The sequence below is a fragment of the Pseudoalteromonas sp. MMG013 genome (assembly GCF_018100885.1).
Lineage (GTDB): Bacteria > Pseudomonadota > Gammaproteobacteria > Enterobacterales > Alteromonadaceae > Pseudoalteromonas > Pseudoalteromonas aurantia.
Map to the genome: position 1 here is coordinate 1 of NZ_JAGJEE010000030.1, position 14,424 is coordinate 14,424.

At 40.2% G+C, this 14,424-nt stretch carries 14 protein-coding genes; 5 read left to right on the forward strand and 9 right to left on the reverse strand.

All coding sequences use genetic code 11. The features are described from left to right. Nucleotides 1-137: 137 nt before the first annotated feature. Nucleotides 138-785: a DUF2959 domain-containing protein gene (locus J8L98_RS19685; protein WP_210997833.1), complete on the reverse strand. Its 648-nt coding sequence runs from the start codon at nt 783-785 to the stop codon at nt 138-140. A gap of 86 nt (nt 786-871) precedes the next feature. Between J8L98_RS19685 and J8L98_RS19690 the strand changes: the two genes are divergently transcribed. From J8L98_RS19690 to dtd, 3 genes are all read left to right on the forward strand, one after another. Beyond that, nucleotides 872-1,747: a virulence factor BrkB family protein gene (locus J8L98_RS19690; protein WP_192506263.1), complete on the forward strand. Its 876-nt coding sequence runs from the start codon at nt 872-874 to the stop codon at nt 1,745-1,747. Nucleotides 1,748-1,774: 27 nt separating this feature from the next. Next, nucleotides 1,775-2,716: an alpha/beta fold hydrolase gene (locus J8L98_RS19695; RefSeq protein ID WP_210997834.1), complete on the forward strand. Its 942-nt coding sequence runs from the start codon at nt 1,775-1,777 to the stop codon at nt 2,714-2,716. 61 nt (nt 2,717-2,777) lie between these two features. Further along, nucleotides 2,778-3,215, forward strand: coding sequence for a D-aminoacyl-tRNA deacylase (dtd, locus tag J8L98_RS19700; RefSeq protein ID WP_210997835.1), 438 nt, complete (start codon nt 2,778-2,780; stop codon nt 3,213-3,215). Here the strand turns inward: dtd and J8L98_RS19705 are convergent. After that, the gene (locus J8L98_RS19705; RefSeq protein WP_247682631.1) at nt 3,212-3,889 is read right to left on the reverse strand and encodes a fused MFS/spermidine synthase; all 678 of its coding nucleotides are present in this window, start codon (nt 3,887-3,889) and stop codon (nt 3,212-3,214) included. The two genes, dtd and J8L98_RS19705, sit on opposite strands and share 4 nt — an antisense overlap. 175 nt (nt 3,890-4,064) lie before the next feature. Between J8L98_RS19705 and J8L98_RS19710 the strand changes: the two genes are divergently transcribed. Continuing rightward, nucleotides 4,065-4,958 carry a bifunctional GNAT family N-acetyltransferase/hotdog fold thioesterase gene (locus J8L98_RS19710; RefSeq protein WP_192506259.1) on the forward strand — a complete coding sequence of 298 codons (894 nt, stop codon included), beginning with the start codon at nt 4,065-4,067 and terminating at the stop codon, nt 4,956-4,958. Nucleotides 4,959-5,022: 64 nt separating this feature from the next. Here J8L98_RS19710 and J8L98_RS19715 read toward each other — a convergent pair whose 3' ends face one another. The 5 genes from J8L98_RS19715 to J8L98_RS19735 all read right to left on the reverse strand — a co-directional run bounded on the left by J8L98_RS19715 (nt 5,023) and on the right by J8L98_RS19735 (nt 11,829). After that, nucleotides 5,023-5,676, reverse strand: a complete 654-nt coding sequence (locus J8L98_RS19715) for an XRE family transcriptional regulator (RefSeq protein WP_210997836.1) — start codon at nt 5,674-5,676, stop codon at nt 5,023-5,025. A gap of 156 nt (nt 5,677-5,832) precedes the next feature. Then, a complete protein-coding gene (locus tag J8L98_RS19720) occupies nt 5,833-6,354 on the reverse strand; it encodes a hypothetical protein (RefSeq protein ID WP_210997837.1) in 522 nt (173 codons plus the stop codon). A gap of 155 nt (nt 6,355-6,509) precedes the next feature. Further along, complete coding sequence (locus J8L98_RS19725; RefSeq protein ID WP_210997838.1) at nt 6,510-7,820, reverse strand: trypsin-like serine protease; 1,311 nt, start codon at nt 7,818-7,820, stop codon at nt 6,510-6,512. A 343-nt stretch (nt 7,821-8,163) separates the two neighbouring features. After that, complete coding sequence (locus J8L98_RS19730; protein ID WP_210997839.1) at nt 8,164-10,881, reverse strand: hypothetical protein; 2,718 nt, start codon at nt 10,879-10,881, stop codon at nt 8,164-8,166. Nucleotides 10,882-11,022: 141 nt separating this feature from the next. Next, entirely contained in the window at nt 11,023-11,829 is an 807-nt protein-coding gene (locus tag J8L98_RS19735; protein ID WP_210997840.1) for a helix-turn-helix transcriptional regulator, read from the reverse strand. A 99-nt stretch (nt 11,830-11,928) separates the two neighbouring features. Here J8L98_RS19735 and J8L98_RS19740 point away from each other — a divergent pair, with 99 nt between their 5' ends. Next, a complete protein-coding gene (locus tag J8L98_RS19740; RefSeq protein ID WP_210997841.1) occupies nt 11,929-13,104 on the forward strand; it encodes an MFS transporter in 1,176 nt (391 codons plus the stop codon). A gap of 60 nt (nt 13,105-13,164) precedes the next feature. Here the strand turns inward: J8L98_RS19740 and J8L98_RS19745 are convergent, their stop codons facing one another. Next, nucleotides 13,165-13,362: a hypothetical protein gene (locus J8L98_RS19745; protein ID WP_192506252.1), complete on the reverse strand. Its 198-nt coding sequence runs from the start codon at nt 13,360-13,362 to the stop codon at nt 13,165-13,167. 80 nt (nt 13,363-13,442) lie between these two features. After that, nucleotides 13,443-14,336, reverse strand: a complete 894-nt coding sequence (locus J8L98_RS19750) for a LysR family transcriptional regulator (RefSeq protein WP_210997842.1) — start codon at nt 14,334-14,336, stop codon at nt 13,443-13,445. Nucleotides 14,337-14,424 lie beyond the last annotated feature (88 nt).

Genomic DNA, 14,424 nt, shown 5'->3' on the forward strand with positions numbered 1-14,424 from the left:
TCAGATAGGCCACACAAGGCACCGTAGCTACATTTCATTTATGGTGAAGTTAATGGCGGGGTTGATTGCTAATACATTTCAAGCAAAGAAGCCGAGCATAAAGGTAACTCGGCTTTAGTTTTTATATAAAACTCAGGTTATGTATTTTTATTATTCATTTGTGCAATGAACTTATTTGAGTCAGCGATAGAGCGGTTCATATCGTCTATCAGCGATTGGATATCGTTTTTTAAGCTTTTAAATTCGCCTCGTATGGCCGCTATGGCTTGCGCATTTAGGTTATGCTTTAAATATAAGACATTGTCTTTTAACGATGATAACACTGGCTGCATCTTCTTTTCACTGCTGCGCATTGAGCGTAGTAATTTATCAAATTGGCGCTGTGTTTGTTTGAGTTTCTTTTCACTTTCTCGTTTTAGTGTTGCACTAGAGTATTGTGTCAGCTCTTCTTCCCATTCACTGAATAAAGCACCAGCAACATCTTCAACTTTATCTATGTTACGACTCACATCGGTTGCGGCTGATAAACTGGATTCATAGTCATCATTGAGTTGGTTATAGGCTGATTGCAACTCGCCACCATCAAAGTTGATGAGAGTAGTGAGTCGCTCAAGAGCAGACTGAAATTCTTGTTGTGACTCTTGCTGTGATTCTTTGGTTGCTTCGACACGATCAACTAGGATATCTCGTTTGTGAACACCGACTTGTTCCATTGCCGAATAGTATGCAGTTTGGCAGCCTGTAAGTACAAAACATAATGTGGCAGCGAGTGTAAAGTGTTTCATATTCAACCTATTTTCTTAGTATGTTGCTGTAAATTATGTAGCTGATTGTTATGATGTGCAAAGTGTTTTTAAGAATTAAGTACATTATGCGTGAAAAGATTGAACAATATGAACTGCATATAAAAGCATGGGGAAGACAACAGCCTCAGTGGTGGTTACGCTACTTTAGGCGCTGCCAAGAAGATCAAATTACGATTAATGCTGGATATTTAGCATATGTAACTTTGCTATCACTTGTGCCATTGATTGCAGTTGGCGTTGCTATCTTTTCGGCATTTCCGGGCTTTGAAGATACACGATTAGCAATTGAAAATTTTATTTTCAATAATTTTGTACCGACCTCTACTGACTCAATTAAAGCCCATATCAGTGCTTTTACAGGTAATGCAAATCAAATGACTGCTGTGGGGATTAGTTTTTTAGCCGCTATTGCATTATTGCTCATAAGAAATGTAGATAGTGCACTTAATCGAATTTGGCGAGTGGTAGAAAAGCGTCCATTGATGATTTCGTTTGCAATCTATTGGATGGTATTGACGCTTGGCCCTGTATTACTGGGAGCCAGTATTGGCGTTACGTCTTATATTGTGTCACTTGTCTCGTTTGCTGATCAAGGGATCCCAGGATTCAGTGGCTTTTTATTAAAGCTATTACCTTATGTTATTTCAATGGCAGGTTTCATTATGCTCTATACTTTAGTGCCTAATACACGTGTGTCTTTTCGAGCTGCCATTCCAGGTGCATTATTTGCTGCACTACTATTTGAATTGACGAAAAAAGGATTTGCGATGTATATAAGTCATTTTCCATCTTATGAGGTGATTTATGGTGCTGTTGCAACTGTGCCTATTTTGTTTGTTTGGGTGTATTTATCGTGGATCGTTGTGCTACTTGGTGCTGAATTCACGGTGTGCTTGGATGAGCGTCAAGCACCGTCGTTATTGGAGAATGAGCAGCCGTAAGATACACCTTAAACTAAGGTGTGATATATGACACAACGTTATGTGGTGAACGACCCTATACGTAGTTTCCACTTAGCTGTGGGTGAGGGGCATCAAATTCATGTTGAAGAATATGGTGATATTAATGGTCAGCCAGTCATTGTTTGTCATGGTGGCCCAGGCTCCGGCTTATGTCGTGAAAGTGCGGGGTATTTTAATCCGAAGCGCTATAGAATCATTTTATTTAGTCAACGAGGCTGCGGAGAATCAACCCCTTTAGCTTTGACACATAATTCGCCGAGTTATTTAGTCGATGACATAGCACGACTGATTGATCATTTAGCGATAGGGCAATGTATTTTAGCTGGCGGCTCGTGGGGGGCAACATTGGCACTATTGTATACTAGTCAATTCCCTCACAAAGTAAAAGGGCTTGTGTTATGGGCTAGTTTTTTGGCGTCTAAAAATGATTTGGACTGGCTTTATGGGCCACTTAGCGCTGGTGCCCAGTTTTACCCTGAACAGTACCAAAAGTTCCAACGAGGTCAAAGTGATACTCAGCAAATCTTAAATGGGTATTTAGTTGATTTAACAGGACAAGATGAATTGCAGCAACATAAAGCTGCGCAACGGTGGCATGCCTGGGATCGTCAATTGACCTTAGGAGCTTTAGCGAGTCGATATCATTTGGATAATGTTGAATGCATCCTTCAGCAAGCCAAGCTCATGAATCATTATTTTAGCCCAGAGATTATGTTGCAATTAAAACCACTACAAGAGGTCAGTGAGCAACTTAAAACCATTCCAACTTGGTTTATACATGGCCGTCATGACTTAGTGTGTCGCTTCGCAGCGGTACAACAATTGGCAAAAAACACTGGTGCGCAACTATATGTACTTGATGGCTTGGGTCATTGTGGGGCAAATGAAGTTTACGTTGAAGCTATACGACGGGCAGCAGATCTATTGGCTTGTAAACTCTCTCATTGATACCACTCATTTGCACTTTACGTTATTATTTGGTTTTATTTAAATATGTAAAGAGCTGCTTGTGCAAGGACTAATCCAAAGAGTGACGCATGCAAATGTGGTGGTTGATGGGGCTATGATAGGAGAGATTCAACAGGGGATCTTATTACTATTGGGTGTTGAAAAGGGGGATGATGAAACCTCTGTTGATAAGTTACTTCATAAAGTCACGCATTATCGTATATTTACTGACTCGGAGGGTAAGATGAATCTGAGTTTAAAGGATATTCGGGGTGACTTATTGATCGTTTCACAATTCACCCTCGCGGCAGATACTAAAAAAGGGATGAGGCCCAGTTTCTCAAGTGCGGCGACACCCGCTCAAGCAGAGCACCTTTATAATTATTTTGTGGAGCAGGCCCGTGAACTTGGTTTAGTTATATCAACGGGAGAGTTTGGTGCCGATATGCAAGTGAGCTTATGTAATGATGGTCCAGTAACATTTATGCTTAAGAGTTAGCGATTGATCACAATGACATGATTTGCATATAAGGGTACTTGCTCAATATGAGGTTTTCTTCCGAAATTAGTAATGAGTAAGTGCGTTAATTGTTTTAACTGTGATTCGTGTTCAGCTAAAAAATTTATAAATAGCTTTCCGCCAGGGCGCAGTCGAGCTCTTAACTGGCGGTAGAATTGGTGCTGAAATAAAAATATAGGGGCATCAAACTCACTAAATAAATCAAGGATGATCCAGTCATACATGTTGTTATCTGTTAGTGCGTCATCAACATCCATGCATGCAACAGCACAAGTGTGATCACCACTAAAATAGCGTTTATAGCAACGGATGATATCTGGGTTATTATCGACCGACAACACATCACATTCTGGGTAAGTTGCATGTAAATAGTCTCTTATAGCGCCTGCGCCCAGGCCTAATTCCAAAACTTTTTTTGGGGCCGGATATAACTCCCAGAGGCGAGCGAGTTGCTGTAAATGAGGAAATAGTAAATTCTCTGGGTGGTCTCTCTCCACAACAGATTGTAAGGTATCGTTGATCAATAACCATCTAAAGGTTTTATCTTGCCTTATTTGTATGCTAACACTGCCATGCTTATGCCAATAAAGTAAATGGCCCAGCAAATGACTTTGTTTAACAAATTGGTTAGCGACCGTGCCCTCGGCAGTCATAAAATTAACCATAATTACATCATCATAGTCGAGCGTTCCTGTAATTCCACTTTGTTAAGTAATATTTACGAAAGAAACTCTGTAAGACTTAAATGTTACTTGAAGTAGAGCTAATTTTTAGTAAGGTGGGGTGTTATAAAAAATCATTTTAAGATGCACAACAACAGGAATTCGTATGTTTCAAGTGACGACACCACAAAGCAGTGAAGATTGGCAGGATTATTATCAGTTGCGCTGGCAAGTGCTTCGAGCGCCTTGGGATCAGCCGAGAGGCTCGGAACAAGATGATTTGGAGCAAGAGTCAGAGCATCGCTTTATTAAGAATAATGAGGGCGATGTTCTTGCTGTAGCAAGGCTTCACTTTAATACTCAGCAGCAAGCGCAAGTACGCTATATGGCGGTGTCAGATCAACATCGAGGTCACCGTTTAGGTGGGCGGTTATTGCATGAATTAGAGAAACTTGCATGGCACCAAAATGCAGACGAGTTGGTACTGTATGCAAGGGAACGCGCACTCGCATTTTATGAGCGTCATGGATATAAAGTGTTAGAAAAAGCACATTTAGCCTATGGAGATATACAGCATTGGAAAATGGTGAAGCAGAACCCGTCTGAACCAGGATGGTTTCGTCACCCTGATTGGACGCAAATTTTACAAGATACGTGGCGTGAATCTATTCCAATTAGCGATGCTATGGGCATTAAAGTTGAAAGTTATACCGACTGGCAGTTCTCAACACGTGCAGATCTCAAAGCGAATTTAAATTTACATAATTCAATGTTTGCTGGGTCAATATATAGTATGGCAACTTTGACTGGGTGGGGCGCAACCTACTTAGCGCTAAAAGAGCTTAACCTAGAAGGCGACATTGTTTTAGCTGACGCGAATATTAAGTATTTAAAGCCTTTAACGACTGCACCTCGAGCAACAGTATGTATTGCTGAGTGTGATGGCAAATTAGAAGAGTTAGAAACACATGGGAAAGCAAAATATATCGTACCAGTAAATGTGTATGATCAAGATATTGTGGTGGCGCAATTTGAAGGCGTATTCATCGTCAAACGTTAAGTATTTATTAAGCAAATATTTTACTACGAGTTAAAGTGATATATTCACTTTAACTCGTTATTAGCTATATGCTTCTACCACACCAAACAATTTTTCCTGCAATACCATGTTGCTCGGCATTACTGTGATCAATTTTCCAGTTAGGGTAATCATGATTGTCACTTATGACATCAATGTGTTGCTTACCTTGCTTTAATCGTTTCGCCATTAAACCATCGCTGGTTTGAATAATATAAATACCTTCTTGATGAGGTGTTTGGTGGCTGAGGTCAACCAATACCATGTCATCATGGTGCAAGGTTGGCAGCATGCTATCACCGCGGATAGAAACAAATGCTAATTGCTCTCCATAGACCCCTAATTGTGTGCTTAGCCAATGCTTATTGAGTGCAAATTGCTCAGTAATATCTTCGGAGTTGTTTACACTACCAAAGCCAGCACTGGCTTCTATATCAAGCTTGGGTACCATTAATAAATCCGTGTTTTGGCTACTGGGGTGTTGTTCTATAGAGTACTGTCCAGTTAGCAACCAGTTTAAGTCTATTTTAAATAGTTCGTAAAGGTGCTCTAAATATGCCACCGAAGGGCGGCTTAAGCCTCGGCATATTCGGTAAATATGAGATTGAGATTTTCCTGTTAGCTCAGCGAAGTGACGTTTATTGCCGCCAGAAAATTGTAATACAAGTTCGTTAAAACGATGAGAAAAAGCGCTGCTCATAAACCCTCTAGTAAGATTAAATAATACTTATACAGTGTGTTGCCTGATAGAAAATGGGGCAAGATTACGCGTCATCTCAATGTCTGTACAGCAAAAGATAAAAATTCAGTGGTAGAAACAAATGCGGTATATATTCAATACCGCATGGAAAAGCAATCAGGTTTTTTGTTTACTGAAGTATTTACCTAAATCTCTCAGTTTATTAAAAGAGGCTACATATTGACCTTTGTTATTGGTAACAATAATTGTTGGCGCTTTAATATGTTTATAGCTTTTGCGGATTTCATTATCGGCATATGAAAAGATAATATCACTGGTATGGTACAGCATACTGACTTCTTTTGCCGCTTTGTGACTTTTAACCAAGTGACCTGTGCCGCTGGTCTTGAATGACACGGCTATTATTTCTAGGTTTACTTCTTTCGCTTGTGCTGCCGATAAGAGCTTATCTAGGCTGCGAAGCCATTCGGTATGTTGTGCTGGATCCCAAAACAGCAAAATGGTGGTATCAGCAAGATGGTCATCAAGCTTCATGACGGCTTTACTGCTGTTGTAACCAATAATATTGGGGAGGGCCTCATTTTTATTAAAGTGTTGCTTGTTAGGCGGTGTTGCGGAACAGCCTGCCAAGGTAACAATTAATAAACTAAACAGTGCTGCTATGTAGTGATTTTTCATATATATCCTTAAGGTTGTGTATATCCATACTGTCAGCCTTAGTATAGGAACAAAATACGTACACCGCTAGTCTATATCTATGATTAAAAGGAGATAATACAGAGGCAGTAAATGCGAGATGATTCACTGCCTGTCGATTTATCTATATGGGTTATTTAATTTTTGCAGCTATTATCAGTGCCTATTTCTCGCCAAACTCCCCAGGTACCAGACTCTGACGGCACATCTCCTTGTGTCCACCAAAGTGCTTTATACACTTTACCGTAATAGGTTACTTGATCAGGTTTATCGTATACCGCACTCGCATTCCAAGTGCCTTTGCAGCTGCTGTCAGTGCTGGTTGCCACAGCACTTATTTTGGCAACATAGGTACTTGGGCTTTCGTCAAGTTTGAAACTCAAAGCAATATTCGCAGAACCTGGCGCTGTTGCTGTGAATTCAACACTGACTTGGCAGCTTTGATTTGCTTGTAATGTGCTAGCGCTACAACTATCTACAGCCGTCACAGGCGTTGAAGCCACGCCGCTATTTACTAAACTGATGCTTTTAAACGTAAATGCGCTAGTCCCTGTGTTTTTAATTGCATAGGTATGTGAGACCTGTTCACCGAGCTTGAAGTTAGGTAACGTTTGCGATTGTTGGTATGCAACTGAAACAGGTTGAGCCCCCCCTTTGACGCTATCGATCCAATTACCTAACGCTGCAACGTCAGAGTAGACTCCGTATTTAGCAGGGCGCGCACAACCAATACCCCAGCTTACAATACCCAACTGAACAATTTGACCGCCTGAATTGATCACAATTGGACCGCCACTGTCGCCACTACAAGAATCTTGTTGGCCTTGAGTATAGCCTGCACAAAATGCGACGCTGCCAACGTTTGCGTAATTGCCGCCAGATTGATTACAGACTTGATCAGAGACAAGTGGCACACTGACCTCATGCAAATTTGATGGACGACTGCCGCCTTCACTTAAACGACCTAGTCCAGCAACGGTTAACAAGTCGCCATTGCGTGCATAGTGGTTAATGTCGGTTTGGGCCAGTATTACTTGGCGGCCGGCAGTAGGGGTACGTTCCAATTTCAGTAGAGCGACGTCATTGTTTAATGTGTTTGAGTTATATTGTGGGTGCACAAATTTCTCAGCGACTTGGATACGATCGCCATCATTGCCGCCGAGTACAAATCCTGCGACTTTTACATGCAAAAACCGTGTTGCTTTGTTTTTTACGCAGTGGGCGGCGGTTAATACATAACCATCGCCAATATAGCTGCCGCCACAGAAAGCGGTTGAGCCATTTGAGTTTAATATTTGTGTATAAAATTGCCACTGGCTGGTATCAGCAGGCTGACCACCGACGATATTGGGTGTGATTTCTGACGCTAAAGATGTGGCACTTAGTAGGAGCGTGCTACTGGTAATGAGTGGGGACACCTTTTTAAATAATGAATTTCGCTTGTTCATTGTTATTTCCATGTTGTGTTGTTGTATCTGGCAACGAGAATATGGGGACTGACATCTAAATGCAAACTAAATGTAAATGAATTGTTTTCAGTTTTATGTCATGTAATTACAAATAGGAACAGGTGATATTATTTTAATTTTCACTCATTTGTGAGGTTTTTATGCTAATTGTAGAGTTAGAGGGTTATATTTTTTATTGAAGAAAAGATTTCAAAGATATAACAAAGAAACGCCATCTTGAAAAAAAGTCATAGTGCGCCTTCAAAGTTGCTGGCGCACTATCAGCAAAAGAGCGTCAATTAATATGACTTAAGACGCTCACAAAATAATGCAAGCTGCTAAATTACGAGCTGCAATTTGTATTCCATAAACTAAGGTTTAAATTAGGTTTAGCTGCCTTTAGGGCCTCGATATCAGCACATGGCAGGTTATGATTACTGTCTAATGATAGATATTCTAGCTTGCTCAATGTAGGCAAGGCAGACAAATCACGAATATCAGTGCGGTCTAAGTCTAAGTTGGTTAACTTTGGAAAGCTGCTGAGCTTTGCAGGGTCTAATACGGTTGTAGACTCTAAATTTAACGACGTTAATGCGGGGGCAACAAACGTGCTAATGCTAAATTGTTTCGCACCGTAGATGGTAAGCGTTTTGACATGCTCAGGCAGTGTCACCCCTTCTAAATTAGTAAATGTACCACCAGAAAGCTCAATGTTCTTCAAGTTTGCGAGTTGAGGGAGTATTGGGCTATTGAGTATTGCACCAGAATTAAGATATTGGAAATTAAGAGAGGTAAGGTTTGAAAACTGCTCTACTCCCGCGAGAGATTCGATTGGCGAGAAGCCACATGTGTTAATTCGTGTAACTCTGGCCGCGTCTCTTACATCTTTTAGACATTCAGTTATAGCCGGATCAGTAATTAGTTCAAGGTTAATTGGTTGTTCAATACAGCTATGAGATTGTTTGTAATTGATATCCGCGAACGTATTCTTAAGGTGCTCTAGGTCAGCACATAGAATGTAGTGTGAATATTCTAAATCTAATGTATTTAAACTGGTTAAGCTTGATAATGCTTTTGCTGATAAAAGCTCATCAAAATAGCGCAGAGAGAGGCTCGTCAGGCTGGTTAATTGTGTGAGTGGAGCTATATCTGATACCTCAAATTGCGTTAGTTTGAGCGTTTTTAGGTTATAGTAGCCAGATAATACGGTGATATCGGTTACGTTCCTGAACCCGCTTAATTCCAGCGACTCTAGACTGGTATTTTGAGATAATTGAGAGATATCAGTAAGATCACTATTACCAGTGCGGATCGATACATTTTTTAGGTTCGGTAGTGCCCCTAAGCTTGGTAATGTATCCAGAGTGCGCGCGTATAGATCTAATTCTTCTAACGCGACTACTTTTTCTATGGCTTCGATATTCTTAATTGTATTCGTTTCAACTGTTAGCTTTTTTAACAGAGCTGAGTTTTGCAAAATAGTTGCGTCTAAATGCATGCTGTAGTGTGTACTTGCACTTAGTGCTAGCTCTGATAGGTTTGGTAGCTGACTGATAACAGATAAGTTATTAATGCTGCCAATACGTTCAATATTCAAGTACTCTATTTTTGGGGTGAACTCTAACCAGTCAATGTCATTTAATTCTGAATTGTTGCGCACATCAAGTCTTAATAGCTCAGACATACTTTTTACAAAGCTGATTGAGTTTAGATCTGTATGGTTTAGTATCAGAGATGTCAGTTGGGTCAGGTTTGCCAACTTTTCTGGACTCACTAGTGTGTAGTTAGTAATTACCAACTCATTTAATTTAGTCAGGTTTGCAAGAAGCGCAATATCAAAATCAGGTCTGGAATATCGAGCGTTGAGCTCTAACTTTTCTAAGTCAGTCATTGCGCCAATAAAGGTTAAATCTGTGAAGTTGTGATTTACTAATGACAGAGATGTCAAGGTTGTTAAAAGAGAGAGTGCAGTCGAATCGGCAGCTGATATATTTTTAAATGAAAGCTCTTTCATTGCTGGCATTACAGTAAGAAATGACAGTGATTCGAGGTTATTAATATTATGCAGTGCTAAGCTTTCTAGGTTGATAAGGGGCTTTATATGGGTTTCATTCATATATACAGAGTCTAACTTTAAATGGGTTAGATTAGTGAGTGTACTTAAATGCGCTTCATCAAAGTCACGACCGTCCACATAGTTCAGGTGTGTCAGAGTATTTGGCAGTGTATTGAACTCGATATGCAATGTATTATAGGAACTATGCTGTTCTGCATTAAATGTCAGTTGGGTTAAATTACTAAACTTATCTAGGCTGATAGTTTGGTTTTCAAAGCCGTAGGCGCCTTGAACAATTGATAATGTCGTTAACGACTTTAGTTGCTCAACAACCGTGATATCATTAATTGGGTTATTTATTAAGCTGAGATTTTGTAGTGAGCTTATATTGGCCAAAGGCGTAACGTCTGAAATGTGAGTACCTTCTAAATGTACTGATTTCAAGTTTGTAAACTTGCTCAAGTCATCCAATGTTGATACTGGGATGTTGATACATTTTAGGGAGTCAGAACCCATATCCATATTCGTACTGAGTGCGCAATTCAATAGTGCTTGATCGGTCACGTTTTCAGAAGTGATAGCGTCATATGCTTCAAGCGATACAGAGAAGTCTTTGCTGGTGGTAGCTGCTTTATCATCTGCCACAGTGAGACGTAAAACCACACTTTCTGATTCCGTCATATTCGGTGCTGTAAATTGAATGCTGGCCGTGTCTGTTCCTGAGAGTTCAAGAGCTGTACCTGAAATCTGCTCCCATGCATAACTTGCTATTGTACCGTCGGTATCTGTTGCTGTGGCTGTAACCGTCAGTTCTGCTCGTTCCATCACACTCAAATCAGTTAATTCTGCAATGCTAGGCGCTACATTTTCTGGTTCTGGTGGTGTGACCGGTGTCGTTGTTGTTGGTGTTTCAGTTGACGGGGTAGAACTACCGCCGCCACATGCTGTCAAAGCCAAAGTCAGTAGCGAGACCGCTATTCCCTTAGTGGTTTTTAATGTGTTCATAATTGCCTATATTTCAATTTATGGAGATTTTTTCGGAGCGTATTGTACATTTTATAGGTATTAATGCACTAAAATCACAAGGTTTTTAAGTGATTTCAGTAATTTGTTTCAGGTATTATTGTTTTCTATGAGATAAAAAAGTTATTTTTTTAAGTATTGCCCAGGTGTGCAATTAAAGGCTTTTTTGAATGCGGTATTAAACGCGGAGCTGGACTCAAAACCGAGTTGTTCGGCAATAAATTGCTGTGTTTGGCCGGCTTCGAGCATTTCGACAGCGCGTAATGCTCTGAGTTTTTGTTTCCATTGGCTAAAGTTCATGGAAAAGCTCTTATTGAATAAGCGATTTAGGGTGCGGCTAGATGCACCTACATGCTCACTCCATTGTTCAAGAGTACGTGGGTTGCCCGGGTTTGCATGAAGTTCACTAATGATAGGGATTAATCGTTTGTCTTGCGCGGTAGGAATAAAAAATGTACTGGTTTGTGCCATTTCCAGCCGATCTATAAATACTTGTATAAAGCGTAGGGTTTTGCCGTCTAAGCAGTAATCAGATCCCCAGCTACATATATCTAAAATCATGGCTTTTAATAATTCATCCACATGTAATAACTTGGCATGCAGGCCTAAAATATCGACATATTTCTTATCAATATAGACGCTACGAAAGTGCCCACCATAGCGACAAAAAATTTCATGAGGCAAGTTAGGAGGAAGCCAAAGAGCTTGGTTAGGTGGAATAACAAACCGGCCGACGGGGGTACCTACTGTCATCACGCCATTGCTAGTGTAGGCAAGCTGCCCCCAGCTGTGTTGGTGAGTATATACATGCTGCCACGGAGGCATCGTCATGGCACGTGGGAAAATAGGTTTGTTAAGTTGGTTTAATTTAAAGCCTGATTTTACGCTCTTCCACTTATGATGTGTCTGATCCGGTAAGCTATCTGTCATTTTTGGTAATTTCGGCCATTTTTTATGAGCATACAATAGCTAGGAGGTTTAAACAATTTAAAGAAACAGCTGCAATTAGAAGCGTGCTTAGGAACAAACATGATCAATAAGTTGGATTTAAAACAATTGCGTTCTCCATTTGGCTTTTTAGCTATTGCAACGTCGGTGATGGCCATTACCTTTGCTGGTTGGATGGCATTATTAAATAACTTTGCCATTGAAGCGGCACAATTCACTGGAGCTAACATGGGTATGCTGCAATCTTTACGTGAAATTCCCGGCTTTTTGGCATTCACTGCGGTGTTTGTATTGCTGGTGTTGAAAGAACAAACCTTTGCACTGGTCAGTTTATGCATACTCTCAATGGGTGTAGCGATAACTGGGTTTTTTCCGAGTATTTATGGTCTATATGCAACCACAGTTTTAATGTCGATTGGCTTTCACTATTTTGAGACTATTAACCAGTCGTTAAGCTTGCAGTGGTTCAATAAAGATGAAGCGCCAGAGCAGTTGGGGCGACTATTGTCTGTTAAGTCAATTGCTTCTTTAGTGACTTACGCGGGTATTTGGTTGTCAGTGACGTTTCTAGCGACGGGTTATCAAGTACTATATTTGGTGATTGGTGGGGCAGGGCTGTTGTTAACCGTGTATTTAGTCATCGCGTTTCCAGAATTTAAGATGTCTTCATCGCAGCATAAAAAAATAATTTTACGAAAAAAGTATAGTTTGTACTATATATTGCTCTTTTTTTCAGGGGCTCGCAGGCAAATATTTATGGTATTCGCTGGGTTCTTGATGGTTGAAAAGTTTGGTTTTGATGTTGCGCAAATTACCACCTTGTACATGATAAATCACATCATTAATATATTTGTTGCCCCCAAAGTAGGTCGTATGATCAGCAAAATAGGTGAACAGCGTACACTGACGCTTGAGTATTCTGGGTTGGTATTGGTGTTTATTGGGTATGCTCTGGTTGATTCACCGCTTTTTGCGGCGGCTTTATATATTATTGATCATGTATTTTTTGCGATGGCCATAGCTTTGAAGACATACTTTCAAAAAATCGCAGAACCAGAAGATATTGCGGCAACCGCGAGTGTGAGTTTTACAATTAACCATATAGCTGCGGTCATTATACCAGCAGCATTTGGTATGGTGTGGTTATATGATCAATCTTTGGTATTTTACTTTGGCGCGGTATTGGCGGGATGTTCGTTAATATTAAGTCAGTTTGTATCCCCTCATCTACGTAAAATCAGCACGGTAACGTCTTAGCAGCTATGTAGTGTACAGTAAGAATAGGGCCAATTTTTCAATTGGCCCTATGCGTAACTGTTATAAGCAGCGCTCTACGTTAGAGCAGCCTACATTGGGAGATGTTGGTCGCGTACACCAGTAAATTACTTGTGTATTTTGGCAAAAGAACGTTTCTTCAGGGCGTCCACCGGCTGCTTGTGGTGTCAATTTATGATCAATTTCTGTTGTTTTATCTAATAGGCGTTTAATTGTTTTTTTATTTAAAGATAATTTCATTATTATATTCCTTTTAAATGGCCATAATTGGCATGTTAAAAATTAGCACCTACCGAATATATGTAAATAAATTATTCAATTTAAAATGAAACAGAATGTGTTAGTTGTTGTTTTAAGTGATCGATAAATAAACGAGTATTGAGAGGAACAAATGTGCTCTTGGGGTAATAGGCCCACAATTGTTTGGTTGCAGAGCGTAGCTTTGGTAGCAATGGTACGAGTGTCCCTTCATGAAGTTGTTTTTGAATATAACTAGGGGAAATAAAAATAAGCCCCATCCCCTGAATCGCAGCTTCTAAAATAGAATCTAGATTATCTGATACAAAGTTGTAATTATTAAATAAAAATCGTGACCCACAACTTAGCTCTATATGGCCTTTTTTTTGATAATAGTTACTTAGTAGCATTTTGTGATGGGCCAAATCATCAATAGATTGAACATCTGCATGGTGTTCAATATAGTCAGGTGACGCAAATAAGTGCATTTGATAATCGAGTAACCGCGTGCCTTTATGTGCTGCAGAGTCAAACTGTTCAAATTGACGAGTGATCACCAAATCATTTCTTAAGTCGGGTAATGCACCTGGGTTAAGTACATTAAGTTGGATAGTAACTTGTGAGTATTTTGCCAAAAAAGTTTGAATATGTGGCAGTAAAATATGACTGCCGACAGCGAGTGTTGCTGCTATTTTTAGCGTGCCAGATGGTACTTTAGTCGCTTCGTCACTGTGATTTATCATGGCGTCAAATTGTATGAGTACTGCGTTGGCTTTAGGTAAGAAGCTATGACCTGCTGTAGTGAGTTTGACTAACCGAGTCGTACGTGTGAACAAGCTTATTCCTAGTTGTTTTTCTATCCAGTCAATTCGTTTACTCATGGCTGAGGCGGAGACACCTTCGTGTTCGGCCGCCAGTGTAAAGCTCTCGTGCTCGGCGAGTGCGATAAAGCTGCGAGTAGCAGTGAGCCAATCCATATTAATTCCTATTAAGAAATAATGTTTTGCCAATTACAGTGTTTTTCGTCATCAAAGTAAAGCCTATAGTGGACTTAGCATAAAAGAA

What these genes read in the sequence shown, in the direction of transcription:
- J8L98_RS19685 (WP_210997833.1), bottom strand. Translation starts at nt 785, where the DNA reads ATGAAACACTTTACACTCGCTGCCACATTATGTTTTGTACTTACAGGC.
- J8L98_RS19690 (WP_192506263.1), top strand. Translation starts at nt 872, where the DNA reads ATGCGTGAAAAGATTGAACAATATGAACTGCATATAAAAGCATGGGGA.
- J8L98_RS19695 (WP_210997834.1), top strand. Translation starts at nt 1,775, where the DNA reads ATGACACAACGTTATGTGGTGAACGACCCTATACGTAGTTTCCACTTA.
- J8L98_RS19705 (WP_247682631.1), bottom strand. Translation starts at nt 3,889, where the DNA reads ATGACTGCCGAGGGCACGGTCGCTAACCAATTTGTTAAACAAAGTCAT.
- J8L98_RS19710 (WP_192506259.1), top strand. Translation starts at nt 4,065, where the DNA reads ATGTTTCAAGTGACGACACCACAAAGCAGTGAAGATTGGCAGGATTAT.
- J8L98_RS19715 (WP_210997836.1), bottom strand. Translation starts at nt 5,676, where the DNA reads ATGAGCAGCGCTTTTTCTCATCGTTTTAACGAACTTGTATTACAATTT.
- J8L98_RS19720 (WP_210997837.1), bottom strand. Translation starts at nt 6,354, where the DNA reads ATGAAAAATCACTACATAGCAGCACTGTTTAGTTTATTAATTGTTACC.
- J8L98_RS19725 (WP_210997838.1), bottom strand. Translation starts at nt 7,820, where the DNA reads ATGAACAAGCGAAATTCATTATTTAAAAAGGTGTCCCCACTCATTACC.
- J8L98_RS19730 (WP_210997839.1), bottom strand. Translation starts at nt 10,881, where the DNA reads ATGAACACATTAAAAACCACTAAGGGAATAGCGGTCTCGCTACTGACT.
- J8L98_RS19735 (WP_210997840.1), bottom strand. Translation starts at nt 11,829, where the DNA reads ATGACAGATAGCTTACCGGATCAGACACATCATAAGTGGAAGAGCGTA.
- J8L98_RS19740 (WP_210997841.1), top strand. Translation starts at nt 11,929, where the DNA reads ATGATCAATAAGTTGGATTTAAAACAATTGCGTTCTCCATTTGGCTTT.
- J8L98_RS19745 (WP_192506252.1), bottom strand. Translation starts at nt 13,362, where the DNA reads ATGAAATTATCTTTAAATAAAAAAACAATTAAACGCCTATTAGATAAA.
- J8L98_RS19750 (WP_210997842.1), bottom strand. Translation starts at nt 14,336, where the DNA reads ATGGATTGGCTCACTGCTACTCGCAGCTTTATCGCACTCGCCGAGCAC.